Annotated in this window: 27 protein-coding genes; 19 read left to right on the plus strand and 8 right to left on the minus strand. The window is 44.6% G+C overall.

Annotated features, from left to right (window positions below; genetic code table 11):
* The first annotated feature begins 24 nt into the window (after window positions 1-24).
* The 13 genes from gspD to nudE all read left to right on the plus strand — a co-directional run bounded on the left by gspD (window position 25) and on the right by nudE (window position 11,976).
* A complete protein-coding gene (gspD, locus tag NFS34_RS05275; RefSeq protein ID WP_251358873.1) occupies window positions 25-2,121 on the plus strand; it encodes a type II secretion system secretin GspD in 2,097 nt (698 codons plus the stop codon).
* A gap of 5 nt (window positions 2,122-2,126) precedes the next feature.
* Window positions 2,127-3,653: a type II secretion system ATPase GspE gene (gene gspE / locus NFS34_RS05280; RefSeq protein WP_251358875.1), complete on the plus strand. Its 1,527-nt coding sequence runs from the start codon at window positions 2,127-2,129 to the stop codon at window positions 3,651-3,653.
* Between the two features lie 26 nt (window positions 3,654-3,679).
* On the plus strand, window positions 3,680-4,903 hold the full coding sequence (gene gspF / locus NFS34_RS05285) for a type II secretion system inner membrane protein GspF (RefSeq protein ID WP_251358877.1): 1,224 nt from the start codon (window positions 3,680-3,682) through the stop codon (window positions 4,901-4,903).
* 89 nt (window positions 4,904-4,992) lie between these two features.
* A complete protein-coding gene (gene gspG / locus NFS34_RS05290; RefSeq protein ID WP_376707968.1) occupies window positions 4,993-5,460 on the plus strand; it encodes a type II secretion system major pseudopilin GspG in 468 nt (155 codons plus the stop codon).
* Window positions 5,447-6,103 carry a type II secretion system minor pseudopilin GspH gene (gene gspH, locus NFS34_RS05295; RefSeq protein ID WP_251358882.1) on the plus strand — a complete coding sequence of 219 codons (657 nt, stop codon included), beginning with the start codon at window positions 5,447-5,449 and terminating at the stop codon, window positions 6,101-6,103. Before gspG ends, gspH begins: the two co-directional genes overlap by 14 nt.
* Window positions 6,078-6,473 (plus strand): type II secretion system minor pseudopilin GspI, encoded by a 396-nt coding sequence (gene gspI, locus NFS34_RS05300; RefSeq protein WP_251358884.1) that lies wholly within the window; start codon window positions 6,078-6,080, stop codon window positions 6,471-6,473. Before gspH ends, gspI begins: the two co-directional genes overlap by 26 nt.
* Window positions 6,474-6,475: 2 nt before the next feature.
* Window positions 6,476-7,165, plus strand: coding sequence for a type II secretion system minor pseudopilin GspJ (gene gspJ, locus NFS34_RS05305; RefSeq protein ID WP_251358886.1), 690 nt, complete (start codon window positions 6,476-6,478; stop codon window positions 7,163-7,165).
* The gene (gene gspK / locus NFS34_RS05310; protein ID WP_251358888.1) at window positions 7,158-8,258 is read left to right on the plus strand and encodes a type II secretion system minor pseudopilin GspK; all 1,101 of its coding nucleotides are present in this window, start codon (window positions 7,158-7,160) and stop codon (window positions 8,256-8,258) included. Before gspJ ends, gspK begins: the two co-directional genes overlap by 8 nt.
* Window positions 8,259-8,260: 2 nt before the next feature.
* A complete protein-coding gene (gene gspL / locus NFS34_RS05315) occupies window positions 8,261-9,493 on the plus strand; it encodes a type II secretion system protein GspL (RefSeq protein ID WP_251358890.1) in 1,233 nt (410 codons plus the stop codon).
* Window positions 9,494-9,510: 17 nt separating this feature from the next.
* Window positions 9,511-9,987, plus strand: a complete 477-nt coding sequence (gspM, locus tag NFS34_RS05320; RefSeq protein WP_251358892.1) for a type II secretion system protein GspM — start codon at window positions 9,511-9,513, stop codon at window positions 9,985-9,987.
* Between the two features lie 2 nt (window positions 9,988-9,989).
* Entirely contained in the window at window positions 9,990-10,766 is a 777-nt protein-coding gene (gene gspN / locus NFS34_RS05325; RefSeq protein WP_251358894.1) for a type II secretion system protein N, read from the plus strand.
* A gap of 2 nt (window positions 10,767-10,768) precedes the next feature.
* The gene (yrfG, locus tag NFS34_RS05330) at window positions 10,769-11,434 is read left to right on the plus strand and encodes a GMP/IMP nucleotidase (RefSeq protein ID WP_251358896.1); all 666 of its coding nucleotides are present in this window, start codon (window positions 10,769-10,771) and stop codon (window positions 11,432-11,434) included.
* Window positions 11,431-11,976: an ADP compounds hydrolase NudE gene (gene nudE / locus NFS34_RS05335; protein WP_251358898.1), complete on the plus strand. Its 546-nt coding sequence runs from the start codon at window positions 11,431-11,433 to the stop codon at window positions 11,974-11,976. Before yrfG ends, nudE begins: the two co-directional genes overlap by 4 nt.
* 29 nt (window positions 11,977-12,005) lie before the next feature.
* Here nudE and NFS34_RS05340 read toward each other — a convergent pair whose 3' ends face one another.
* The 3 genes from NFS34_RS05340 to gpmI are packed head-to-tail and all read right to left on the minus strand — an operon-like array spanning window position 12,006 to window position 15,946.
* A complete protein-coding gene (locus NFS34_RS05340) occupies window positions 12,006-13,226 on the minus strand; it encodes a S41 family peptidase (RefSeq protein ID WP_251358900.1) in 1,221 nt (406 codons plus the stop codon).
* A gap of 28 nt (window positions 13,227-13,254) precedes the next feature.
* The gene (locus tag NFS34_RS05345) at window positions 13,255-14,364 is read right to left on the minus strand and encodes a murein hydrolase activator EnvC (RefSeq protein ID WP_251358902.1); all 1,110 of its coding nucleotides are present in this window, start codon (window positions 14,362-14,364) and stop codon (window positions 13,255-13,257) included.
* 46 nt (window positions 14,365-14,410) lie between these two features.
* Window positions 14,411-15,946 (minus strand): 2,3-bisphosphoglycerate-independent phosphoglycerate mutase, encoded by a 1,536-nt coding sequence (gene gpmI / locus NFS34_RS05350; protein WP_251358904.1) that lies wholly within the window; start codon window positions 15,944-15,946, stop codon window positions 14,411-14,413.
* Window positions 15,947-16,145: 199 nt separating this feature from the next.
* Here gpmI and NFS34_RS05355 point away from each other — a divergent pair, with 199 nt between their 5' ends.
* The 6 genes from NFS34_RS05355 (at window position 16,146) to gpsA (ending at window position 20,159) form a co-directional block, all read left to right on the plus strand.
* On the plus strand, window positions 16,146-17,054 hold the full coding sequence (locus NFS34_RS05355) for an SPFH domain-containing protein (protein ID WP_251358906.1): 909 nt from the start codon (window positions 16,146-16,148) through the stop codon (window positions 17,052-17,054).
* A 34-nt stretch (window positions 17,055-17,088) separates the two neighbouring features.
* Window positions 17,089-17,541 (plus strand): NfeD family protein, encoded by a 453-nt coding sequence (locus NFS34_RS05360; protein WP_251358908.1) that lies wholly within the window; start codon window positions 17,089-17,091, stop codon window positions 17,539-17,541.
* 286 nt (window positions 17,542-17,827) lie between these two features.
* Window positions 17,828-18,253, plus strand: a complete 426-nt coding sequence (locus tag NFS34_RS05365) for a rhodanese-like domain-containing protein (RefSeq protein ID WP_251358910.1) — start codon at window positions 17,828-17,830, stop codon at window positions 18,251-18,253.
* A gap of 25 nt (window positions 18,254-18,278) precedes the next feature.
* Window positions 18,279-18,566, plus strand: a complete 288-nt coding sequence (gene grxC, locus NFS34_RS05370) for a glutaredoxin 3 (protein ID WP_251358912.1) — start codon at window positions 18,279-18,281, stop codon at window positions 18,564-18,566.
* A 55-nt stretch (window positions 18,567-18,621) separates the two neighbouring features.
* Window positions 18,622-19,137, plus strand: coding sequence for a protein-export chaperone SecB (secB, locus tag NFS34_RS05375; RefSeq protein WP_251358914.1), 516 nt, complete (start codon window positions 18,622-18,624; stop codon window positions 19,135-19,137).
* A 17-nt stretch (window positions 19,138-19,154) separates the two neighbouring features.
* Window positions 19,155-20,159, plus strand: coding sequence for an NAD(P)H-dependent glycerol-3-phosphate dehydrogenase (gpsA, locus tag NFS34_RS05380; protein WP_251358916.1), 1,005 nt, complete (start codon window positions 19,155-19,157; stop codon window positions 20,157-20,159).
* Between the two features lie 698 nt (window positions 20,160-20,857).
* On the opposite strand, the gene trmL is transcribed toward gpsA, so the two are convergent.
* The 5 genes from trmL to glnA all read right to left on the minus strand — a co-directional run bounded on the left by trmL (window position 20,858) and on the right by glnA (window position 25,128).
* The gene (gene trmL, locus NFS34_RS05385) at window positions 20,858-21,319 is read right to left on the minus strand and encodes a tRNA (uridine(34)/cytosine(34)/5-carboxymethylaminomethyluridine(34)-2'-O)-methyltransferase TrmL (protein WP_251358918.1); all 462 of its coding nucleotides are present in this window, start codon (window positions 21,317-21,319) and stop codon (window positions 20,858-20,860) included.
* Window positions 21,319-21,939, minus strand: a complete 621-nt coding sequence (locus NFS34_RS05390; RefSeq protein WP_251358920.1) for a response regulator — start codon at window positions 21,937-21,939, stop codon at window positions 21,319-21,321. The genes trmL and NFS34_RS05390 overlap by 1 nt, the downstream gene beginning before the upstream one ends.
* Window positions 21,932-22,993 (minus strand): nitrogen regulation protein NR(II), encoded by a 1,062-nt coding sequence (gene glnL / locus NFS34_RS05395; protein WP_251358922.1) that lies wholly within the window; start codon window positions 22,991-22,993, stop codon window positions 21,932-21,934. Before glnL ends, NFS34_RS05390 begins: the two co-directional genes overlap by 8 nt.
* Window positions 22,994-23,090: 97 nt before the next feature.
* Window positions 23,091-23,615 (minus strand): DUF4124 domain-containing protein, encoded by a 525-nt coding sequence (locus NFS34_RS05400; RefSeq protein ID WP_251358924.1) that lies wholly within the window; start codon window positions 23,613-23,615, stop codon window positions 23,091-23,093.
* Window positions 23,616-23,718: 103 nt separating this feature from the next.
* Complete coding sequence (gene glnA / locus NFS34_RS05405) at window positions 23,719-25,128, minus strand: glutamate--ammonia ligase (RefSeq protein ID WP_251358926.1); 1,410 nt, start codon at window positions 25,126-25,128, stop codon at window positions 23,719-23,721.
* Window positions 25,129-25,345 lie beyond the last annotated feature (217 nt).

Below are 25,345 nucleotides of genomic sequence, written 5' to 3' on the forward strand. Positions count from 1 at the left end.
GCAGGATTTAGAGACAAAAATGGTATGAAAAAAACAACCAAACTAATCACAACCGCGGCGAGTCTAAGCTTGTTGCTGACTTCTTTTAATGCCGATGCGGAGCGGCTGAATGTTCGAGATGCGGACATTCGCGAAGTGGTGGAAACGATTGCTCGAATAACGGGCAAAAACATGATCGTCGATCCGCGAGTATCGAATAAAAAGATCACCATTATCTCCAACCAAGATATGAGCAAAGACGATATTTATCGGATGTTTATATCGGCCTTAAAAATTCACGGATTCCAAGCCATCAGTGTTGATAAAAATACCGTAAAAATCATCCAAGAAGCTAAAGCGCGAGCCGAACCGGGGCCGGTTAATGCAAAAAATTACAGCCAGTTAGGCGATACCTATGTAACTCAAGTCATTCCAGTGCAGAACGTCAATGCGCAACAGTTAGTAAATGTGTTGCGGCCTATGGTCTCCGCCGCTTCGGGTCAAATGTTGGCAGTGCAAGGGACCAACACCATTATCGTGCACGACTCGGCGGTGAACGTGAAGCGCTTACAAGAAATTATCGCGCGTACCGATAAAGCCAATGATGAAGAAATTGAAGTGATTCCACTGCAACACGCCTCGGCTTCGGAGATAGTGCGGATCCTTGATTCAATTATGAAAACTCAAGGCGGTCAACAACAGGTTAATCAAATTCAGGCTCCGAAATTTGTTGCCGATGAGCGTATGAACTCGATCTTATTAAGTGCTACCGATAAGGCGCGAATTCGATTGCGCGCTTTGATCGCCAGTTTAGATCGTCCGCTGGATTCGATTGGTAATACCAAAACGATTTTCTTGAAATATGCCAAAGCGGAAGAAGTCAAAGAAGTGCTTTCCGGAATTGGCGAGTACAAACAAAAAGAAGAGTCAGGCGGTGCTGCCGGCGGCCAAACCAGAAGTGGGCCACAACAAAAATCACTTTATAGCATTCAATCGCACGAAGAAACTAACGCCTTAGTTTTAACCGCGCCACCGGATATTATGCGCGAGTTTGAAGCGGTAGTAAGAAGCTTAGATATTCGCCGCAAGCAGGTGCATGTCGAAGCGATTATTGTGGAAATTTCCGATCGCAAAGCGCGTGAATTAGGTATCCAGTGGCTGTTTTATCCGGCGGGTGATGGCACCCAACCGGCAGGTATTATCAACTTTGGTAATTCCGGAGTGAGTATCGGTCAGGTTGCCGGCGGGGCGATTTTAAACCGAGGCACTACTAATGAAACGGCTGTATTGGATCCGGATACCGGACTGCCTACGGGTGACACGGTGAGCACGACATCAGGTGGCGATAATGGCGCTGCGCTAGCGCAAATCCTCAGTGGCTTATCTGGAGCTGGAGTTGGCATTGCACGAACTTCGAGTTCTGGTTTAAGTTGGGCAGCCTTTATCAATGCTTTGGAAGGTGTTACCGATTCGAATACTTTAGCGCGTCCAAGTATTACCACTCTAGATAATACCGAAGCTGAATTTAGTGCGGGTCAAGAAATTCCGATCATTACGGGTTCGACTCTTGGCAACAATAACTCCAATCCATTCCAGAATGTGGATCGAAAAGATATTGGGGTTTCTTTAAAAATTAAGCCGCAAATAAATGAAGGTAATCACGTTCGGTTGGATATTGAGCAAGAAGTTTCCTCGTTAGCCGGCGCGACCCAAGTCGACGTAGTTACCAATAAACGTAAGGTTAAAACCTCAGTGCTGGTGCCCGATGGCGGCATGGTGGTGCTGGGTGGTTTGATTGATGACACCATTAACGAAAGCGAACAGAAGGTTCCTTTATTGGGTGATATTCCTTTGCTAGGTAATTTGTTTAAATCGCGCGCAACGACCAAAGAAAAGCGTAACTTAATGGTCTTTATTCACCCAATGGTACTAAAGAGTGATTTGGAATTACGTCAAATCAGCTCCAGTAAATACAGCTATATGCGGGCGCAACAAATCGAGCAAGCGAATCGTGGGATCAGTTTGATGCCAGGTGAAGAAGCACACGTTATGCCTACTTATGATGAAGCTTTGATCTTGCCGCCAAGTTTCGAGGAGTACTTGGAGCAAGAGCAAAAAGAAGAGTCTAAAGGTGATCGCTAGTTACCATGAGTGAGCAATTATTATCTGAACCTGTAGAGACAGTGGAAGTGGAACTGGCTAGTGATAGTTTTCGTCCTTTGCCGTTTAGTTTTGCCAAAAGGCACGGTGTTTTTCTAACCCATACCGATGCCGGTTTGCAGTGTTTCTTGCGCGAAGGTACTTCGCCTCAAGCTTTATTGGAAGTGAAGCGTTATTACGATGGCAGCTTTCAGATCCAAAAGTTAAACGCCGAGGATTTTGAGTCACAACTCAGTGCCTTTTACCAATCAGGCACTGGCGGCGCGCAGCAGGCGATGGATGATTTGGGCGATGAAATGGATCTGTTTAAACTGGCAGAAGAATTGCCAGAAACAGAAGATCTGTTAGAAGCGGAAGACGATGCGCCAATTATCAAGCTTATCAATGCCTTGCTAACCGAAGCCATCAAAGAAAATGCTTCCGATATTCATATCGAAACCTTTGAAAAAACTTTATCGGTGCGCTTTCGAGTGGATGGAGTGTTGCGAGAAGTATTACAACCTAGCCGGAAATTAGCGCCACTATTGGTGTCTCGGATCAAGGTTATGGCAAAACTGGACATTGCTGAAAAACGTATTCCACAAGATGGACGTATTGCTTTGCGCATTGCCAGTCGCGCAGTGGACGTGCGGGTTTCGACTATGCCTTCAAGCCATGGTGAGCGAGTGGTGTTGCGTCTATTGGATAAAGAAGCTGGGCGTTTGGAGTTTTCCCACCTTGGCATGCAACAAGACACTATGGATCTGATGAGCGGCTTGCTGCATAAACCGCATGGCATTATTTTGGTTACGGGGCCAACGGGTTCCGGTAAAACCACTACTTTATATGCTGGTCTTTCACTTTTAAATAATGCCAGCCGAAATATTTTAACGGTCGAAGATCCGATCGAGTATTTGATTGATGGTATCGGCCAGACCCAGGTTAATCCGAAAGTGGATATGACTTTTGCGCGGGGTTTACGGGCGATTTTACGGCAAGATCCTGACGTGGTGATGGTCGGTGAGATCCGCGATCTGGAGACGGCGCAAATTGCGGTACAAGCCAGTTTGACTGGTCACTTGGTACTTTCTACTTTGCATACCAATACCGCGGTAGGCGCGGTCACTCGGATGCAAGATATGGGCGTTGAGCCTTTCTTGTTATCTTCAAGTGTACTGGGAGTCTTAGCTCAGCGTTTGGTGCGTCGCCTTTGTGGCGAGTGTAAAACTGCCGCTCCGGCGAATGCCAAAGAGTGTGAGCTGATGGGGTTTGAGCCGCAGCAAGCGCCTATTATTCATCATCCTAAAGGTTGCGAGGCTTGTAACTATCGTGGTTACAATGGCCGTCAAGGTATTTATGAGCTGGTGGTGATTGATGAACAGATGCGAACCATGATTCACAATAATGCTAGCGAACAAGAAATGGAACGCCATGCTCGAAAATCCACCCCGAGTATTCGAGCTGATGGTCGTGATCGAATTTTACAAGGCATTACCACGGTCGAAGAAGTGTTGCGGGTTACCCGCGAAGATTAGGTAGAGAACTAGGGTAACGACAGATCATGGCTGCTTTTGAATATGTTGCACTAAATAATAAAGGACGTGAAAAAAAAGGCGTGCTTGAGGGCGATACGGCGCGTCAAATTCGCCAGCAACTACGAGAAAAAGGATTTACCCCACTCGAAGTCTTGCACATTGGCGAAGCCACGAAAAGCTCCGACAAGTCCAAAGGTCGTTTTGGTGGCACTTCCATTAAAGTTGCCGATTTAGCCTTGATCACGCGCCAATTGGCAACCTTGGTCAAAGCCGCCTTACCGATTGAAGAAGCGCTCAAAGCGGTAGCCGAGCAAACTGACAAAGCTAAGATTAAAAGTGTCATTTTAGGGGTGCGAGCTAAGGTGATGGAAGGCCATACTCTAGCCGATGGTATGGCAGAGTTTCCTCGAATATTCAACGAGTTGTACCGCTCGATGGTCGCCGCAGGGGAAAGAGCTGGACACTTGGATACGGTACTGAATCGTTTGGCTGATTACACCGAAAGGCGGCACGCCATTCAAAGTAAAATCTCTGCAGCTATGGTCTATCCTATCGTCTTGATCCTAGTGGCGATAGGGGTGGTTTCTGGTTTGATGGTCTATGCAGTACCCAAAGTGGTAGGGCAATTTCAAACTTCAGGTCAGGAACTTCCGGTACTGACACAGATTCTAATCAGTATCAGTGGTTTTATTAGTAGCTATGGTTTGCTGGTGTTGGTGGTGCTGATTTTGTTGATTATTGGCGTTCGTTTATGGCTTAGAAACCCTGCCAATAAAGAGCGTTGGCATAACCAAATTTTGAAACTACCGATTTTTGGACGCTTATCGCGCAACTTGAATACTTCGCAGTTTGCTAGCACTTTGAGCATTTTGCATTCGAGTGGAGTACCTTTGTTAGAGGCGATGAATATTGGCGGTAAGGTGTTAACCAATTTAAAAATGCGCAGCGCAGTTTCCAATGCTGCGGTTAAGGTACGTGAAGGCGCTAGTTTAAAAAATGCTTTGCAGCAAACCAAATTGTTTCCACCAATGATGATCCACATGATCGGTAGTGGTGAAGCTAGTGGCGAATTAGAAGATATGCTCAAACAAATTTCTGATAATCAGGAATCGCAGTTTGAAAACAGTGTCGACGTGGCGCTGAATATTATGGGGCCGTTAATTATTTTATTTTTAGGGGGCGTGGTCTTCTTTATTGTACTGGCTATGATGTCGCCTATTTATGAGCTAACCAAATCGATAACCGGTTAGTGGGCAGCTGATTATTAACCAAACATAAATACGATTTTTAAGTTTAATTATTAAGTGAGTTTTGTATGAAAATTATTCGAACAAAGAACATGAATTTAGTTGCTAAAAAGCAACAAGGTTTTACCTTGACCGAGATTCTGATTGCGATAGCCATTGTGGCGATTATGTCCACCGTGGTAGCGCTTAACTTTTTGGGTGAAACCGACAAGGCGCGTTTAACCCGAGTTAAGGGCGACTTAACTACTTTGGAAAGTGCGCTACAAGGTTTTTACAACGATAATGGGTTTTTCCCAACCACCGATCAAGGCTTAGAAGCTTTGGTTTCAAAACCAACCAATGAGCCGGTACCGCGTAATTATCGTAAAGGTGGCTATCTTGGCTCAGGGGGCTTGATAAAAGATCCTTGGCAATCGCCTTATCAATACATTTCGCCAGGTCAAAATGGTGAGTTTGATCTGTTCTCGATGGGCGCCGATGGTCGTCCAGGTGGTGAAGGCAAGTTCCAAGATATCGGCACTTGGAATATGAATCAAGTTAGCTTTAATGAGGAAAACTAAGCTCTTTTCTTTAGCTAACCCTCAGGCGGCTTTTACTCTGCTTGAGGTTTTGATCGCGATTGCAATTGTTAGTATCGTTGCTACCGGAGCTTATTTAGCATTTGGTGATAGCCGTTCTGGTGACTTAAAAAATCATGCCTACAAGTTGCTTGGGCAAATGCAAATTGCGCAAGAAGAATCTATTATTCGCGGTGTTGAGTTAGGACTTAGGGTTGATGACGACGGCTATTTTTTTATGGTGTACAACGATGAAAAATGGCAACCGCTCGAAGACCATCAAATTTTAAAAGAGCAAAAGTTTGAAGAACCTTTCCGTTTATACGTGCATTTGGAAGGGCAAGAAGCACTATTAAAAAATGCTGAAGATGAAGAAGAAAAGGATAGCAACGAGTCCGATTCCAGTAATTCTGAAATTGAAGCTAGCCAAAAAAAGCGATTAAAAACGCCACAAATTTTTATGCTTTCCAGTGGTGAGATGAATGAGTTTTTATTAACCATTGGCTTAGATAATGATGATGAAAAATTCTATCGAATATTAGGTAACTATTTAGGGCGCTTACAAATTTCTTCGGTGCCAATCGAAGGTCACTATGAAAGTGATTGGGATAAAGACTTTGATGAAGACTGGGATAAACTCGACTAAGCAACAGGGCTTAAGCCTGTTGGAGTTGCTGATTGCAATGGCGATTATCGGCATTCTTATTGCGCCGATGGTATTTAATGTCTTTAATTCCAGTAGTAAAAACTTAGCCGCCAATCGTGAAATGACGTTGGCCAGTTACATTGCGCAAAATCATATTGCTGAATTACAACTCGCCGAAAAGTGGCCATCGACTGGCACAAAAGAGGGTGAAGTAGAGTTTGCCGAGCGTAGTTGGAAGTGGCGCCAAGAAGTGGTGGATACTGGCGATCCCAATATGCGCCGAGTGTTAGTGACCATCTTGTTTGGTAAAGACGGTTCTTTTTCGATGACTGGTTTTGTTGGCAAGCCTAAAGATAAGCAAGCAGGTTAGTCATGAGATTGCCCATAAAATATGCTGCTTTTACCTTAACCGAAATTTTGATTGCTTTAGCGATCATGGGAATAGTATTGCTTTCGGCGATGCAGCTGTTTAATGCGGTTCAGATCAATATGGAAGTGAATGAAAAGCAGGCCAATCGACTGCGCGAGATACAATTAGCCGTGCGCCAAATAGAAGATGACATTCAGCATTTTGTGTTTCGAGAGCGACGTAATGAATACGGTGATCGAGTGGCTTTGTTACGCGGTAAAACCTCGAGTGTTGACAGTTTTCTAGAGTTTACTCGTACCAATTGGCGCAATCCGGCTAAGCTTGCTCGCAGTAACTTGCAGCATATAGTCTATAAAATTGAGGATACGCAGCTTATTCGTAACCATTGGCTCTACGTGGATAATGCCAGTGAAGGACAAGAGCTAAAACGGCCCTTATTGACGGGACTTGAGTCGGTGGAGTTTGAATTCTTGAAAGAAGATGATTGGCAAAAACAATGGGAAGCCGAAGAAGATAGGCTCAGCGATTTGCCGAAAGCGATTAAAGTCACCTTAACTTTAGAGGATCTAGGAGAGGTTTATCGAATATTTCCGCTGGCCTCGTTTGACGGCGTTAAGGTTCCGACTAATCAAGCTCCAGCCAATACCTTAGGCAGCAATCCGGCTAGCGGCGGAGGTAAGCCTAATGGGTAAATCGATTCCGAATCAAAATCAGCAAGCGGGCGTGGCGTTAATTACGGTATTGGTGATCAGTGCGATTTTGATCGTTTATGCCACTTTTATTTTAAATGATCGTCAGATTAGCGATCGTAGAACCTTTAATATTTTAAACGCTTCCAGAGCACAGCAGTATATGGCCGGTGCGGAAACCTTCGGTATCAGTTTGCTAGAGCAATTTTTGCAGCAAAGCAAAGCTAAGCGGTTAGTAAGGACTCAGCAATGGGCGACCACACCGATGCAGTTTCCAATAGAAGATAACCAAGGCACTTTAGAGGGCAGCGTTAGAGATATGCACAGTTGCTTTAACCTAAACTCGATAGTGTTAGAGCAGCAAACACCAGCAAGTGGCGCTGGGCAAACTGGTTCTGGGCAAGCCGGCGGAACCGATACTGAGCTGACTGATCCCAATGCTAGTTCGAATGCCACCAGCAGTATTGGCACTAGCGCAGGTTTTGGTTCGCAGCTCGCCGGCGAGAAAATATTTATTAAAATTATTGAGCCTTTGTTACCATCGGAAACAGAAGCCACGCCAACCGCTTTAGCGGCTAGTTTGCGCGATTGGGTTGATGAAGACCAAGAGGTTGCGGGCGCTGATGGTGCCGAGGACTATACTTATACTGGCTATGAGATCCCCTATCGTACTGGTGATACCTTATTAGCACATAGTAGCGAGTTGTTGGTTATTAAGGGCTTTACTCCTGCAATTTACGATGCAATTAAAGATTACATTTGTGTTTTACCCACCAAAGAAGGCAGCATTAACGTCAATACGGTCAAACCCGAGCAAGCGGAATTAGTGTGGGCGCTATTAGACGGAGTGGATTTGGCAACGGTAAGACAGGTATTAGAAGACATGCCGGACGATGGTTACGAGCAAGGCGATTTTTTTACCGCCTTGGGTTCGGGTAAACTATCCAAAGAAGGTGCGGGTCGCTTGGTGTTTGATAGCCAATATTTACTGTTAACGGCGACTGCCAATATAAAAACTGGACGAGCTCAGACTAAGTCCCTATTACTAAAAAATAACGATCAATTTCAAGTGGTTTCGCGCCACATTGGAGATTAATGATGAAAGATAGCCTGTTAATACGCCTAGCGGCCGATCAAGAATCGGTGGAATGGGGGTTAATCAATCAACAAGAAGCGACGCCAAAGTTTTTAGAACGAGGAAATTTGTTATTGGATGATTTGGTGGCGCTGGCGGAAGTGGCTGCCGATAACCCAGTGGTAGTTTTAGTGCCCGCAGAAAAAGTGCGGAATTTTGAAGTTGAAGCGCCAACGAAAAACCGTAAACACCTAGAAAAGGCCATTCCTTATGTATTGGAAGAGCAGATTATTGAAAATGTTGAGAGTCAGCATTTTGCCATTGGCGCGGTTCAAACTAATTCAAAAGTAACCGTTAACGTCATCAGTAAACAGTATTTACAAAACTTACTCGAGAAGTTTGCGCAAGCTGAGATTGAGCCGGATCGAATGATGGCCGATGCTGCTGCGTTACCAGTATTTGATGATGCTTGGAGTTTGTTAGATGGTGAGCCAGTCTTGGTTAGGCAAGATATGAGCACTTTTTGGTCAGCAGACAAATCCATGGTAGCAGATTTATTGCAATGGAACTTAAACGAAAAAATTGAACAAGAGCAGGTGATTAGTCAGGCGATAAGGGTCTTTTCTGCTAGCGAGCAAGCTATCAGTTTAGAAACGCTTTCAGGTATTGCGGTACAACCGATGCCGCTAGACGATGAGCTCTTATGGTTGGCGGGACAAAATTTAACTGACAGCATTAATTTGTTGCAACAAGAGTTCACCCCGAATAAAAAAAGCTCAGCTGGTTTAGGCGTTTGGAAGCTGCCCTTAATCGCTGCCTCGGTGGCATTAATTGTTGGCGCTGTGTATTTTTTCAGTCAAGTGTTCACCTTGAATTCTGAAAAGCAATATTATACGGAAATGGCGATGGCTGAAGTAAAAAAGATTAGCCCTAATATTAATGAAGATCGTTTAAATTCAAAAATTATCGAAATTAATGGTTTATATAGAAACTTAGGTTCTGCGGGGCAATCGGCAGGTTTTGTTAACTTGTTGGATAAAGTGTATAAAAAACTCGATCCAACAAAAGTGAAGTTAGAGCAGTTAGAATATAACGCTAAACTTGGTACTTTAAACTTAGACGTTCGAGCTAAGGATTATCAAGTCTTGACTGCGTCGCAGCAAGAATTGGAGCAATCGGGGTTGCAAGTGGATATGAAAAATGCACGAGAAAACGGCGCTAACTGGAATACCCGTTTAGTCATCAAACTTAATTAAGGCGAGGCATAAGAATCATGAGTGGATTAAAAACTTGGTATGTTGGCCTTAATCAGCGCGAACGGATCATGGTTAATCTATTAGCTACGTCTTTTGCAATTCTGCTATTAACGCTATTGGTGATCATGCCGTTAAAAAAATATAAGGCTGGGTTAGAAGCTGATCGAAATGCTTTAGCTGCGCAAGTGGTTAATTTAAAGCAGCAAGTTGCGGCTATTAAAGGTGGTTCAAACATTAAGCCAAGTCAGAAAGCTTTAAACCAGTTGGTGACGCAAACGGCGCAAAATTACAATATCAGTTTTTCCAGTATCCAAGAGCGTAAGCGTGATAAGGAGATCCAGTTGCGTATGGATGAAGTCGAGTTTGATAATTTTATTCGCTGGATCACTTTGTTAGAGCAGAAAAATGGCTTGATAATTGATAACTTGCGTGTCTCGGACACTGACGAAGTTGGCAAGGTAGACGTTTCGCTGAAGGTGTTAAAAGCAGGTTAAACATGAAGAAAATAATTCTCGGCAGCTTGCTGGGAATGGTAGTTTTGCTGGTCTTTATCGCCGTATTAGCCCCTGCCAAAACTATTGTTCCAATGCTCACCAAGCAGCTTCCAGCTTCAATAAAACCCATCCACATCAGCGGAATCGAAGGTTCTATCTGGAGTCCTAAATTTGCCAGTCTGGCAGTCAAAGGCTATCAGCTGGAGCGAGTATCTTTAGCTTTAAATCCTTTCTCGTTACTGTCGGGCAGTTTAAATACCCAGCTTCAAGTGCAAGATCCAAGCTTGCAGCTAACGGCTCAACTAAATGCTAACCAGCAAAGTTTATTAATCACGGATAGTGATTTTTCGTTGGATGCTTCTCGATTGGACCCTTTGATGCGCTTTCCAGTTAAAGGGCTTGCAGGAGAAATCGAAGGGCAAATTGAAGTATTTCAGCTAGCCGCTAATCAATTGATCGAGCAAGCTCAGGGTAAAGGTGTATGGCGAGATGCTATGCTGTATTATCTAGAACAATCTTTGCAACTAGGCGATATTCGATTCGAGCTTAGTAGCGATCAAGATCCTCAAAATCCGACGCTAATCTTAACCATTGTTGATAACCAAGGGATGTTAGATTTAAAAGGGGATTTCAAGCTTTCCAGTCAGGGAGCTTATAAATTGGATTTAAGTATGTCAGAAGAGCTCCCCGAGCAAATCAAATCAGGGGTTCAAAATTTTGCCAAATTGGTTGATGGACGTTACCGCATCCAGTGGCAAGGTCAACTCACTAGAAACTGAATATGAAATCTTATGATTGGTCAAAACTCGAAACGGTGCTACTTGATATGGATGGCACCTTGCTAGATTTGGCATTTGATAATTATTTTTGGTTGGAACTTATACCGCGAGAATATGCCAAAAAGCATCAATTAACGCAGCCGCAGGCAACAAGGTTTTTAAAAGATCTTTATCACAATCATTACGGTACCTTGAATTGGTATTGCACTGATTTTTGGAGTGAGCAAATGCAATTGGATGTGGTTGCAATTAAAAGTCAGGTTGCGGAAAAGGTCGAATATCGAACGGGGACGCTAGAGTTTTTGAAGCAAGCCAAAGCCGATAATAAAAAGCTATACTTGGTAACTAATGCCCATCCAGATACCTTAAGAATTAAACTTGAGCGCAAAGATTTCTCGCCTTATTTTGATGAGTTGCTGTCTAGTCATGACACTGGCTATCCCAAAGAAAATATGAAATTTTGGAATTTTATTAAAAAACGCTGGTGCTTTAATTCGGCTTCTACATTATTTGTCGATGATAGCCCAACCATTTTACAAACCGCAAAATCATTCGGGATTGGCGCAGTTTATGGAGTCAGTCATCCCGATTCTAGTAAAGCACCAATCGAACACAGAGATTTTCCATTAGTGAATCGATTAACTGAGCTGCTAGAATACAGTAGATGAAGAAAAGGCCTCTAATTAAAAGTAAAAAGACCATTGCTCAGACGCGAATTTTTGCGGTAGAAGAGTTGCAGATGCAATTCTCCAATGGCGAAGAGCGGATCTATGAACGCTTGAAGGCGGGAACTCATGGCGCAGTAATGATTATTCCGGTTCTGGATGACGAACATTTTCTGCTGATTAAGGAGTATGCCGCTGGGGTTGAAAATTACGAGTTGGCATTTCCTAAAGGCTTGATCGAAACAGCTGAAGCGCCGGAGTTAGCGGCCAATCGTGAACTGCAAGAGGAGACTGGCTATGCCGCCAAGCAGTTAGATTTGCTCAAGCAGATCAGCTTAGCTCCAGGCTATTTAAGTCATAAAATGTTTCTGGTGCTAGCACGAGATTTGTATGAATCGAGTCTTAAGGGCGACGAGCCGGAGCCAATCGAGGTAGTCAAATGGCGCTTTGACCAAATTGATCAGCTATTAGCGCATGAGGATTTTACCGAGGCTCGCTCGATCGCTGCTTTATATCTGTTGCAACGTTATCTGCAAATGGTATGACAATCGTAAGCAAACTGTGAGCCTAAAGACTATTGTTGCTTTTGATTTCCTTGCGGCTTTTCTGTGAGAAACTCCACCGCGGCAACAACCTGATTATCAACTTTATAAGTTCTTTCGTCTTCTGCTAATGTACCTTCAAAAACTTCAAGCTCAACCTCTTGATCGGGGCTGATCCCTAGATCTTGGATCGAACGATCGCTAGGCGTATAGTAAAGAGCGGTGGTAATTTTGACCCCGCCGCCGCCATGGATCGGATAGATAGTTTGCACCGAGCCTTTGCCATAAGACTGAGTGCCCATAATGGTCGCTCTGTTATGATCTTGCAGTGCGCCAGCGACAATTTCCGAAGCAGAAGCCGAGACATTATTAATCAAAATAATCATGGGCCGGTTACGCAAAATATCGCCAGAAGTGGCATGGTACTCTTGATTAGAATCTTTTAAGCGGCCTTTAGTTGCGACAATTAAGCCCTTTTGCAAAAACAAATCACTGACCGCTACCGCTGAATCTAAAATCCCGCCAGGATTATTGCGTAAGTCGAGAATAAACCCTTTGAGTGGCTTTTTGTTTTGTTTTTCCATTTTAGTAATGGCTTGGGTTAAATCCTTGGCTGAGCGAGTCTGGAACTCACCAATGCGGGCATAACCAATATCATTTTCAATAAGCTCGTAATTAACACTGGTGAATTGAATGACCTTGCGCACCACAGTGAGATCTTTAGCTTGCGGCTCTTTATCCGATACCACGGTTAGAATCACTTTAGTATTCGGCAGGCCACGTAGCATATTGCTGCCTTCTTCCACCGATAAACCTTCGGTAGTTTTGCCATCAATAGCGATGATTTTGTCATTAAGCTGCAAGCCAGCTTTTAACGCAGGCGAACTCTCGAACAAATAGCGCACATAGATAGCGTCTTCGGAATGTTCCGCGCGAATGCCAATACCAGCATATTCACCACGAGCAGACTCTTCTAGCTGTTCGAAGTTGCTGGAGTCCATGAAACGCGAATGTGGATCAAGGTTGCTTAGCATGCCCTTGATAGCATTGTCTAAGATTTCCTTGTCGCTGAGTTCTTTAACGTATACTTTTTTAATTTGCGCATACACATCCGTTAGGGTTACTAACTCGTCGAGCGGTAACTCTTCGATTCGCTCATCGGCGGTTTCGATTGTGTTTTGTTTGTGCTCGGCTTGCAACCCCATGCCCAATGAAGCTAACAAGAGTAACCAAGTCAATTGACGCTGTATCATCTTTGCATTCCCATCCTAAACAATCGTCCTAGCGTTTGATCCAGTGTAACGGATTTTGCGGTTTTCCGTTATGACGAATTTCAAAATAAAGTCCTGAGCGCTGGAAGTTTGCGCTTTGACCAATGGTCGCTAAAGGCTCGCCAGCTTCAACAAAGTCGCCAACATTCTTTAGCAAGGCTTGGTTGTGCCCGTAGAGCGACAAATAGCCTTTGCCATGATCGATAATAGTGAGCAGTCCAAAGCCGCGTAACCAATCGGAAAATACTACTCGACCATGTTGTATCGCTTTGACTTGACTACCTTCTTGACTAGCAATAATGATACCATTCCAGCGCAAGCTAGAATCCAATTTGGCACTACCAAAGCGGTGCAAGATAGCGCCTTTTACGGGCCAAGAGAGCTTGCGTTTAAACTTGGCTAGACCACTGAGAGATTGCGGTGGACTGAAGTTTTTTAAGGTCTGCTCCAACTGTGTTAACAGTTGTTGTAACTCTTGCTCATTGCGCTTGAGCTTGCTTAATCGTTGGCTATTGCTGGAGTAATCTGCCTTAAGCGCGGTTAAAGCTTTTTGTTGAGCGACTTTTAATTGTCGCTGTTGTGCTTGTTGCGATTTTTGTTGAGCGCTTAGGGATTGCAGCTCTAGAATGCTTTGGTTAATTTCTGTTTCAATAGTTTCCAGTCGTTGCAGAGTTGTTTGTAGTGACCGAATATCCTCAACGCGAGCTTTATTCAAATAGTCATAATATTTCAGCATTCGGGAAATTTTTGCAGGATCTTCTTGGTTTAGCAGAAATTTAATATATTCCTGACTGCCAGAGCGGCGAGCGCTTCGGAGCTGATTTGCCAGTAATCTTTTTTGCGCTTGGCTGGCTTGTTGTTTTCGCAGTTGTTCCTTTTTAAGCTGAGTGAGCTTTTGTTGTCGTGTTTTGATCTCGCGATTAGTTTGGGTTAAAGCCTTGGTTGCTGCTGATAAGGCTTTGTCGGCTTTGGCTAGCGATTTTTCAGTGGTGGATTGCTGTTGACGATTTTTATTCAGCTCGTTTTGTACCGATTGGATCGCTTGCTTGAGTTCTTTGAGTTCTTGCTCGGCCTTTTTTTTATCGAAAGCATGACTGCTGCTGGTAAAAACCAGCAGCATAAAAAAAACGCAAGTAAGAAGTTTTTGTGTCAAGTTTGAATCAAGCTTATTGTAATTTAAAGATAGGTCGCCCAGTCATTTCAGCAGGAATCGGCAGCCCCATCAAGTCCAACATAGTCGGCGCTAGATCGGAAAGAACACCATCACTGACCTGTACTTGCGCTTTGCGTCCGATATACAGCAACGGCACTGGCTCGCTGGTGTGGGCGGTATGCGCTTGTCCAGTGGAAGCATCCGCCATCTTTTCCGCATTGCCATGATCGGCGGTTAATAAAGCTTCACCACCAACTTTTTCTAAAGCACTGACGATACGGCCAATACAATCGTCCAAAGCCTCAATGGCCTTGACAGTAGCGGCAAAATTACCGGTGTGGCCCACCATATCGGGATTCGCAAAATTACAAATAATCACATCGTGGCTTTGGTTCTCTATGACCTCAACCAACTTATCGGTGACTACCGCAGCATTCATTTCGGGCTGCAAATCATAGGTTGCCACATTCGGCGAGGGGATCAGTTCCCGCTCTTCACCTTCGAACGGCTGCTCCACGCCGCCATTAAAGAAGAAGGTAACATGAGCATATTTTTCCGTTTCGGCAATCCGCAATTGAGTTTTGCCCAGTTTTTGCAAATGTTCGCCAAGTACATTGCTCATGCTGATCGGCGCAAAGGCCACGCTGCTTTCAATATCGGCAGCATATTGGGTTAGCATGACAAAGTCACTTAGCACAGGGCGAGCTTTGCGCTCAAAAGCTTGAAAGTCGCTATCGACAAAGGCGCGGGTTAATTGGCGCGCTCGGTCAGCGCGGTAATTCATAAAAATTACGCTATCGTCATTGGAAATAGGTGCGGCTTCACCAATGATAGTGGTTTTTACAAACTCGTCATTTTCGCCACGCTCATAAGCGGCGTCGAGCGCTTCTAATGCAGAATCATATTGATAGTCTGCTTGGCCTTGAGTGAGCATATTGTAGACACTTTCAACTCGATCCCAGCGATTATCGCGATCCATGGCGTAATAGCGCCCTGTCAAAGCGACAATTCGACCGACTCCTATGTCTTTGCAAACGGCTTCTAGACGCTCAATACTCGGCTGGGCTGAGCGTGGCGGCATATCGCGGCCGTCCAAACAGGCGTGGATATAAACTTGATTGGCACCTCTTTGCTTGGCGAGCTTAATTGCGGCATGGAAATGTTCTTCATGGCTATGAACGCCGCCGGGGGAAAGCAAACCCATCAGGTGAACGGCGCTATTGTTAGCAACTGCTTTATCGATGGCGTTGATCAAAACCTCATTCTCAAAAAAATCTCCGTCTTGAATCGCTTTGCTGATCCGAGTGTAATCTTGATAAACCACGCGGCCAGCACCAAGGTTTAGATGACCTACTTCGGAGTTGCCCATTTGCCCATCGGGTAAACCAACATCGACGCCGGAACCGGAAATGAGGGTTTTAGAGTATTGCGACCAGTACTTATCCCAGTTTGGAGTTTTAGCCGCCATAATGGCGTTGTCTTGCGGATCTTCTGAGTAGCCCCAACCGTCAAGAATGATCAGAGCCATGGGTTTTACCGATTGTGTCATGGGTATGCTTGCTTGATTAAAAGTGCGCCTATTGTACCTTTTGTGCAAAAACTAGGCTAGAGCTCGATTTGTCGTTAAGTTGCGAGCAGAGTTTGAACCCAGTTAAATAATTGGTAACACAAAACTTATTGAAATTGTTAATGAAATCCCCATATTATATTAAGATAATTCGTGTTGAATAACTATAAAGGGGAAACTGATGGAAGTTATTATTGGTATTGTTGCGCTGGTCATTGTTGGGATTTTCTTAGGTGTCAAAACCGTTTCTCAGGGGTATGAATATACGGTCGAGCGATTCGGCAAATTGAAAAAAGTATTGCCGCCTGGCTTACACATCATTGTTCCTATCATCGACAAAATTGGTGCTAAAGTGAATATGATGGAGCAGGTTTTGGATATTCCTGCCCAGCAAGTCATTTCACAAGATAACGCTACCGTGACCATTGATGCGGTCTGCTTCTATCAAGTGGTGGATTCGGTTAAAGCAACCTATGAGGTTAATCAGCTGCACCGCGCGATGCAAAATCTGGTCATGACCAACATTCGTACCGTTTTGGGTTCGATGGATCTGGATTGGATGTTATCCAAGCGTGATGAAATTAATGCGCGTATTTTGACCATTGTTGACGAAGCAACTAATCCTTGGGGCGTTAAAGTTACGCGTATCGAGATTAAAGATATTTTGCCGCCACGCGATCTGGTAGATGCGATGGCGCGTCAGATGAAGGCCGAGCGTGTTAAGCGGGCGCAAATCCTCGAAGCGGAAGGTCAAAAGCAATCGGAAGTATTAGAAGCGGAAGGTCAAAAGCAGTCGCAAATTCTAAAAGCCGAAGGTGAGCGTGAAGCGGCTTTCCGTGAAGCTGAGGCACGTGAGCGGTTAGCAGAAGCTGAAGCTAACGCAACGCAAATGGTCTCAAAAGCTATTGCCGAAGGTAATATACAGGCGATTAACTACTTCGTAGCACAAAAGTACGTAGATGCGTTGGGCCAGATTGCCACTTCGGATAATCAAAAAGTCTTGATGATGCCGTTGGAAGCTTCCTCGGTGATTGGTTCAGTAGCGGGCATTGCCGAATTGGCGAAAGAAGCTTTTGATAAAAAAGCCTAGTGATCGAAACGATCGTAATTAAAGAGGAGTCACTATGGAATTTTTAATGCAGATGGAATATTGGCATTGGCTGGTTTTAGGCTTGGTGCTGTTAATTCTGGAAATGTTTGCCCCGGGCGCTATTTTGTTGTGGTTTGGTGTTGCCGGTTTGATAGTGGGTATTCTACAGCTGGTTTTTGGTGAGTTGATTTCACCGCAAATTCAGTGGCTGATATTCTCAGTCTTGTCAGTGGCGAGTATTATCCTTTGGAAATCCTATGCTAAGAAGCACAAAATTGATGTTCGCGACGAAAACGATACGCTAAACCAGCGGGGTAAAGCCTTGATTGGTAAGGAGTTTATTTTAAGCAAAGCGATTATTAATGGCGTTGGAAAGGCCAAAGTTGGCGATACTCACTGGCGGGTGTTAGGCCCTGATACGGCGGTGCAAGCGCGAGTCAAGGTGGTGGGCTTTGAGGGCGCTAGCCTAAAGGTTGAACCTGTTTAGCTTGTTGCTTGAAGCTAGTCTTAGCTTAATTGAAGGATAGGCTTCTAGCCAGAGTCATTCAAAAGTAAGCTCTAAAAAGGCAAATCGAAAGGTTTGCCTTTTTTATTTATCAAGTGCTTACCATCAGGTCTGGGTTGAAAGCTTTTATTGAGCTGTCTTTTAGGGCTTTTAACGCTTGAAACACTAGGTTTAGGGACGCATTTATGTATAATGCTCTATCTTATTTACGCATTCCCAGATGACCTTTGTGGTAGCGACTAATCCATAAACCACTACCCAATTTATTATGGAACAATTAACAGAGTTTTTTACCAATCATTTTCTTTTAGGCGGCGCTTGGCTACTGGTGGCGATTTTATTGATCATCAGCTATATTCAAACTGCCATGAGCGGCTCGCAAGCCTTAACTCCTTTGATGGCGAGCGAAGTGGTCAATCGCCAAGACGGTAAGCTGGTAGATCTGCGCGCCATTGCCGACTATAACAAGGGGCATATTCCCGGCTCGATCAATATTCCTTTTACCAAGCTAAAAGATAGCGTCAAAGAGCTTGAAAAGTACCAAGACAACCCCATGATTATGGTCTGTAACACCGGAATGCAGGCAGGCTCAGCTTCGACTTTGTTGCGCGGTCAAGGCTTTAAGCAGGTGCATAAGCTTAAAGGCGGGATCCAGTCTTGGGTTGCAGATAATTTGCCTTTAAATAAAGGTTAGTTTTAGCAACTAGCGTTGGAAGTCCATGAGTCAACAAGAGAACCGCAAGCCGCAAGCAGACATCGTGATTTATACTAAAAGTTATTGCCCTTTTTGTATTCGCGCTAAACACTTGCTGGATTCATTAGCGCTTAGCTATCAAGAAATTTCGGTTGATGGTAAGCCTGAATTGCAAAACGAAATGGCGCAAATGGCCGGCGCGCGGACGGTACCGCAAATTTTTGTGGATCAGAAACCGATTGGTGGTAATGATGATTTGCAGGCGCTATATCGTGCCAATAAATTAGACGCGCTGGTTTATCCGACGTCATAACCCAGCTTCCGAATCCAATAGTCAATTTTAAATTTTAAAGATAAGAGAGAGAACAATGGCAGAGAATGATCAAATCCAAAATAATCAGGAACAAGCGGTAGAAACTCCTGACGGTGTGCAGCTTAATATCCAAACGATTTACGCTAAAGACATTTCGTTTGAGACGCCTAATTCACCACAAATCTTCTTGGAAGAATATAAGCCTGACATCAACATCAACTTGGGCAACAACGCCAAAGATTTGGAAAACGATGCCTTTGAAGTGGATTTACAAGTTACCGTAACGTCTAAAGTTGGCGAGAAAACGGCTTATATTGCTGAAGTAAAATACGGCGGCGTATTTACCGTTAAAGGTTTAGACGAAGCGACTCGCAATCGTGTATTGCGCACTTTCTGCCCTGAACAATTATTCCCGTATGTACGTGAAGCGGTTTCGGAAACCATTGCTCGCGGCGGTTTCCCACGTTTTGTATTACAACCGATTAACTTTAATGCTTTGTATGAGCAAGCGATGCAGCAAGCTCAGCAACAGCAAGCACAAGCTGGCCAGCCAGCCGAAGGTCAAGCTTAATCGTTGCTCGAGACTCCATGTCAGCAATAAAATCCATCGCGGTTCTAGGGGCAGGCTCCTACGGAACCGCTTTGGCTGTTTTGCTAGCCAAGAATGGTAACCAAACTAGGCTCTGGGCTAGGGATGCGCAACAAGTAGCCCAAATGCAACAAGATAGAGCCAACCAGCACTACCTTCCCGATATTCCTTTTCCAGATAATTTAGAGCTTACTGATTCTATTGAAACAGCACTTGATGCTGTCGATGCGGTTTTGATCTCGGTGCCAAGTCATGCTTTTGGCGCTTGTTTGGAATTGGCTAAGCCATACCTGAACGAGCAATCGCGGCTGATTTGGGCGAGCAAAGGGCTTGATCCTGAAACCGGTGATCTTTTAGGAAGCGTGTTGCAAGCTAACTTAGGCTTCGAGCTGCCGCATGCGATTCTTTCGGGGCCTACTTTTGCCAAAGAAATGGCTAAAGGAATGCCTACGGCGATTACCCTTGCTTCGAAAAACAAAAAGCTGCGCAAACAATTTGCCAAAGCCTTACATAACGATCGTTTCCGCGTTTATTTGAGCAAAGACATTGTCGGAGTGCAAATTGGTGGTGCGGTGAAAAACGTGATTGCGATTGGCGCTGGAATTGCCGATGGCTTAGGTTTTGGCGCTAATGCCAGAACTGCTTTAATCACCCGCGGTTTGGCGGAGATGATGCGACTGGGCAAAGCGATGGGCGGCAAACGTAACACTTTTACCGGTATGGCCGGCATGGGCGATTTAGTTTTGACTTGTACCGACAATCAATCGCGTAACCGCCGTTTTGGTATGGCCTTGGGTCAAGGCAAAGCGCGCGCCGATATTGAAGCCCAGATTGGGCAGGTGGTCGAAGGAGTGCGTAACGCCAAGGAAGTGAAAATGCTGTCTGAGCGAGTGGGGGTGGAAATGCCCATTTGTGATGTGGTGTACAAAATTATTTATCAAAACCTTGATGCCAAACAGGCTGCGCATGAGCTGTTAACTAGGGATTTAAAGAGGGAAAGTTAATTTCCGTCTTTTTTAATGCGCTCGTCATTCCGTACTTGTGACCAAAGAAATCTCTCTAGGGAGTGCGGATTTTAGTTTTTCTTGTCATTGCGAGGAAGCGAAGCTGACGCGGCAATCTCGCTGAGTCTTAGTATTGCGTCATTCTGATGAAAGTCAGAATATGGCTTTTATTGAGAGCTTTAGATTGGTGCCTGAGTTAATCCTCACGCTGTACTATTAAATCATGAACCTACTGTGTTTTCTTGTTCATTTCTTTGCACCTAAAGGTATTCCTTATAGTCATCCGCACAAAGAAAGGCGCCCTCATCACTGCGGCCTACGGCTTCCCTCAAACCTAAAGTTCATTAACGCGTCGTTTCAATGGGACTTCCCTGTCCCTTGAAACTCAATTTGTATCCACCTAATTGTCGCTATTCATCTAACCTTCTCGGCTTGTGATAAGGGGGGAGTGGTGTGTTCTTAATCCCCTTTATATTTAGCTGAAGTAAAGGCCATTCATAGTAATTCAAATCAGGACATGGATGTGCTGTTTTTCACGGTGCGTTAAGTGAATGGGCTTTGGTGAGGGAAGTCATTCGCAGAATGACCTGAATATTCGGGGAAACTTCTTTTGGTTACTTTTCCAAGTTTGGAAAAGTAACTCGCTGAAAAGCGAAAAGCACTTTCTGTTAAATTTCCGATAAGTTAAACGCGCTATCCTACTCAAAACTATTGAATTCAAATTGTCTCAAGGCTTCATACGCCAATATGGCAACCGTATTAGACAAATTTAAGCTGCGGCTATCTTTTTTCATGGGGATCCGTAGTAGGTTCGCGGCCATATCGTCTAAAATCCAGTCGGGCAGGCCGCGGGTTTCAGGGCCGAAGATAAAAAAATCGCCATCTTGATAATTGATTTCATGATAATAGGCTTTGCCTTTGGTGCTCAGGCCAAATAGGCGCTTGGGTTGCTCGGCTGTTTTGAAGTGGTCATAAGATTTATGAATTTTGAGATTGGCCCATTCATGATAATCCAAGCCGGCGCGGCGCATGCGTTTGTCGTCAATTTCAAACCCCAGCGGCTCTATTAAATGTAGTTGAAAGCCAGTGTTGGCACAAAGACGGATAATATTGCCGGTGTTGGGTGGAATTTCTGGTTCAAATAAAACGATATGAAACATTAGTGGTTATCTTCATCAGGCGTGGTTTGCTCAAGCTGCCACGATTGTAGTTTACGGGTGAGGGTATTGCGACCCCATCCGAGTAATTTTGCAGCTTTTTGTTTATGTCCTTGGCACAACTCGAGCGCTTGCTGCACCATAAATTGCTCAAATTCGGTTTGCAGGCTCTGCAAGATTTGAGTATTACCTTGGTGGTATTCGGCTTGCAAGGTTTTATTGAGCTGCTGTTGCCATGGCGATAGTGGTTGTGGCTTATCGAGCGCCAAAGCTTTTTGGCAAATAGACACTGCTTGATTGAGATCAAAGGGTTTGGGCAAATAATCGAAAGCACCGATTTGATGCGACTCGACCGCCATTTGCGTGTCGGTATTGGCCGTAATGATCACCACAGGCAACTGAGGGTAACGATTTTTGACCGTTTCCATCAATTCTAGACCGCTGATCCCGGGCATTTGGACATCGGTGATCAAGACTTTAGGTGGTTCTTTTGCCACCAGCTTGAGCGCCTCTTGACCGTTGTCTGCGGCGACCACTTTAAAGCCTGCGTTGCTCAGCGCTTTGCTGAGCACCCAGCGAATGGAGCTGTCATCATCTACCAATAAAATCAATGGCTTATCCATATACTCTTGCCTTCAGCGGTAAATAACAATTAAACAGAGTTTTGCCTGGATTGGAGCTAAATTCGATTAAACCTTGGTGCTGTTGGATCAAACTTTGGGCAATGCCAAGCCCTAAACCAGAGCTGTTTTTGCCGCTGATCATGGGAAAAAATATATTTGGCTGAAGCTCTTCTGAGATCCCTGGGCCATTATCGATAATTTCAATTTTCAGCACCTGTTGGGATTGATAGTTGACCAGCGGGTGATCTTTGCTGACCCGCGTTTTAAATTGGATCTCACCATCGACAGTTTTGGCATGACTTAAGGCTTCAATGGCGTTCTGGGCAAGATTCAACAAGACTTGATAGATTTGCTCGGGGGCTGCCTGAATTTCAGGCAAGCTGGGGTCGTAATCACGTTTAATACTAATCGATTTTGACAAGTTGAGGCTGATAAAGCTAATCACCTGTTCGATGATTTCGTGGATATTCGTATCGATTCGGCTGGCAACCTTTTGCCCCAGCAACATTCTGTCCACCAAATCCGAAAGGCGTTTCACTTCTTTGCTGACGATTTGGCTAATGGTTGATTTGGGGCTATTAGGATCATGAGATTCCATTTCCAACAGCTGGGCTGCACCTGCAATTCCGCTCAGCGGGGTTTTAATCTCATGCGCTAGGTTTTGCAATAGTTGCCGCTGAATCGCTTGGTTTCGTTGCCATTCATGATCTTGCTTATGGCGTTGTAATAATTGGCTATTTTGCCACTCGATGAGTAAATGAGATTGGTTTTGGTAGTCAACTTTTTGCAATGATAAATCGGCAGCAAAGCGCTGACCGTTTTTGAGCTCAATCAGTCTGTGATCAAACAGCTTTGATTCTGCTTTAACCAGCTCCTGTAACCACTCCCGTACTGGCAGGCTGTTGGCGTCGACAAAATAGGAATAGCGCTTGCCAAGCAAGTTTCTCGCGGTGATATTCAGACATTGCTCAGCCGCCTGGTTGAGGTAGCTAAAACGCCCCTTCATATCCAGTAAGATAATGGCGGTAGACATTTGATCGAGCAGGTTTTGCATTGCTGGTCGCTTGTATGCTGAGTAGCTGCTATTGTAACAAATGCAGTAACAAATGCACCATATTGGTGCGAAAAGAAGGAAATATTAAGATTAACGCTTATCTAAGCTGGAAATCGATGCTGGGGCTGGATTGAACTAAGGCTTTAGTCTCGTCGTCGAAGACTTCTGCTATCAACTGATGTTTGCCTTTTTTAAGTTCGGTTAGAGTGAAGTAGGGCACTTTTTGGTCATCGCCAACCATTTCACCATTGAGAATAAGGCGAATGCTATGGTTTGCACTCAAATTCGGGGTCATAGCAACAATCACATAGAGGCTACCATTTTGCATCTTAACCCTATCGTCATTGGCCGGTTGTTCGATGGCTAACACCTCATAAGGGGCTTCTGTGTTGGATTCGGCGACTTGCTCTTTAGTTTTGGGTTTAATTTTGGGGATGCTCATAAGGTTCTTACTGGTATCAACAGTTACTTTTTTCGAGCCAGCGATGGGTTTGTCGGTGAAAATAATGCGTCCATTTTTATCAACTTTCTTATACATGACCTTGTCTTGTGCTTGAGCATGGTTATGCACCCAGGTAAGTGGTAGAGCAAAAATTAGAAACAGTTTAAATTTCAACGACATAAGACCCTCCTTATCAGCCTATTTTCTAGCAGTTGGCGCTTTTTATGTCAAAATAAAAAAGCCCAGCGGTTGCTGGGCTTGGATAAATGGTACTGCAGAGCGATTAAAGGCTGTAGTACATTTCAAACTCAATCGGGTGAGTGGTCATGTTCAATAGCGCGACTTCGCCACGTTTTAATTCGATGTAAGCATCCAACATTTCGTCCGAGAAGACGCCGCCACGAGTCAGGAACTCGCGATCAGCATCGAGCGCGTCTAAGGCTTGTTCTAGTGAAGATGCCACGGTTGGGATACTCAAGGCTTCTTCAGCGGGTAAGTCGTACAAGTCCTTATCCATAGCGTCACCTGGGTGGATCTTGTTCTGGATCCCGTCAAGACCAGCCATCATCATCGCAGCGAAAGCCAAATAGGGATTAGCCATCGGATCAGGGAAGCGCGCTTCGATGCGGCGAGCTTTGGCGCTTGGCACGTGCGGGATACGAATGGAAGCTGAGCGGTTTCGCGCCGAATAGGCGAGCATTACTGGCGCTTCGAAACCTGGAACCAAACGCTTATAAGAGTTGGTTGAAGGGTTGGTAATGGCATTTAAAGCGCGAGCATGCTTGATCACACCGCCAATGTAGTAAAGTGCGTCTTCGGAAAGGCCGCCATACTTGTCGCCAGCAAAAATGTTAGTGCCGTCTTTGGCTAGAGACATGTGAATGTGCATGCCGGTACCGTTATCGCCAACGATGGGTTTGGGCATGAAAGTCGCGGTTTTACCATAAGCGTGTGCTACGTTGTGAGTCACGTATTTTAAGATCTGAACTTCGTCGGCTTTTTTCACTAAGGTATTGAATTGGGTAGCAATTTCGTTCTGACCGGCGGTCGCGACTTCGTGGTGGTGAGCTTCGATAACTAAGCCCATCTCTTCCATCACCAAGCACATTTGCGAGCGAATATCTTGCGAAGAATCCACTGGTGGAACGGGAAAATAACCGCCTTTGACGCCTGGACGGTGACCTGTGTTACCGTCTTCATAGCTTTTATCTGAGTTCCAAGCCGCTTCTGGATCGTCGATTTTAACCATTGAGCCGCTCATGTCGGTTTTGAACTTAACGTCTTCAAACATAAAGAACTCTGGCTCTGGGCCAAAGTAAGCGGTGTCGGCGATGCCGGTAGATTTTAAGTATTCCTCAGCACGTTTAGCGACTGAGCGAGGATCGCGGTCATAACCGGTCATGGTTGCCGGTTCAAGAATGTCGCAGCGTAAGTTTAAGGTCGGATCTTCAAAGAAGGGGTCCATCACCGCGGTTTCAGTATCTGGCATCAATACCATGTCCGATTCGTTAATGCCTTTCCAGCCAGCAATGGAAGAACCGTCAAACATCTTGCCATCGGTAAGGAAATCTTCGTCAACCTGGTGGGCAGGAATGGTCACGTGCTGCTCTTTACCCTTGGTATCGGTGAAGCGTAAATCGACGAATTTTACTTCGTATTCTTTAATCATTTCTAAAACGTTGCTGATTGACATCTTGATCTCCAAAAATGGCGGCAATTGATAATTGGTTGGCGGCTATTATAAAGAGCAAAGGGCTTAAGGTGTAGCAAGTTAGTCAAAATTTGAAGAATAAAATGCACCAAAGTGGTGCAAAGCGCGGTGGTTAAAATGAGACAAATTTGAACTTTAGAGGTTAGATTTAGAAGTGATTCTAACTAATTGATTTTTGGAAAAAATTTTATGATTTTGT

Source organism: Kangiella sp. TOML190, assembly GCF_023706045.1.
Lineage (GTDB): Bacteria > Pseudomonadota > Gammaproteobacteria > Enterobacterales > Kangiellaceae > Kangiella.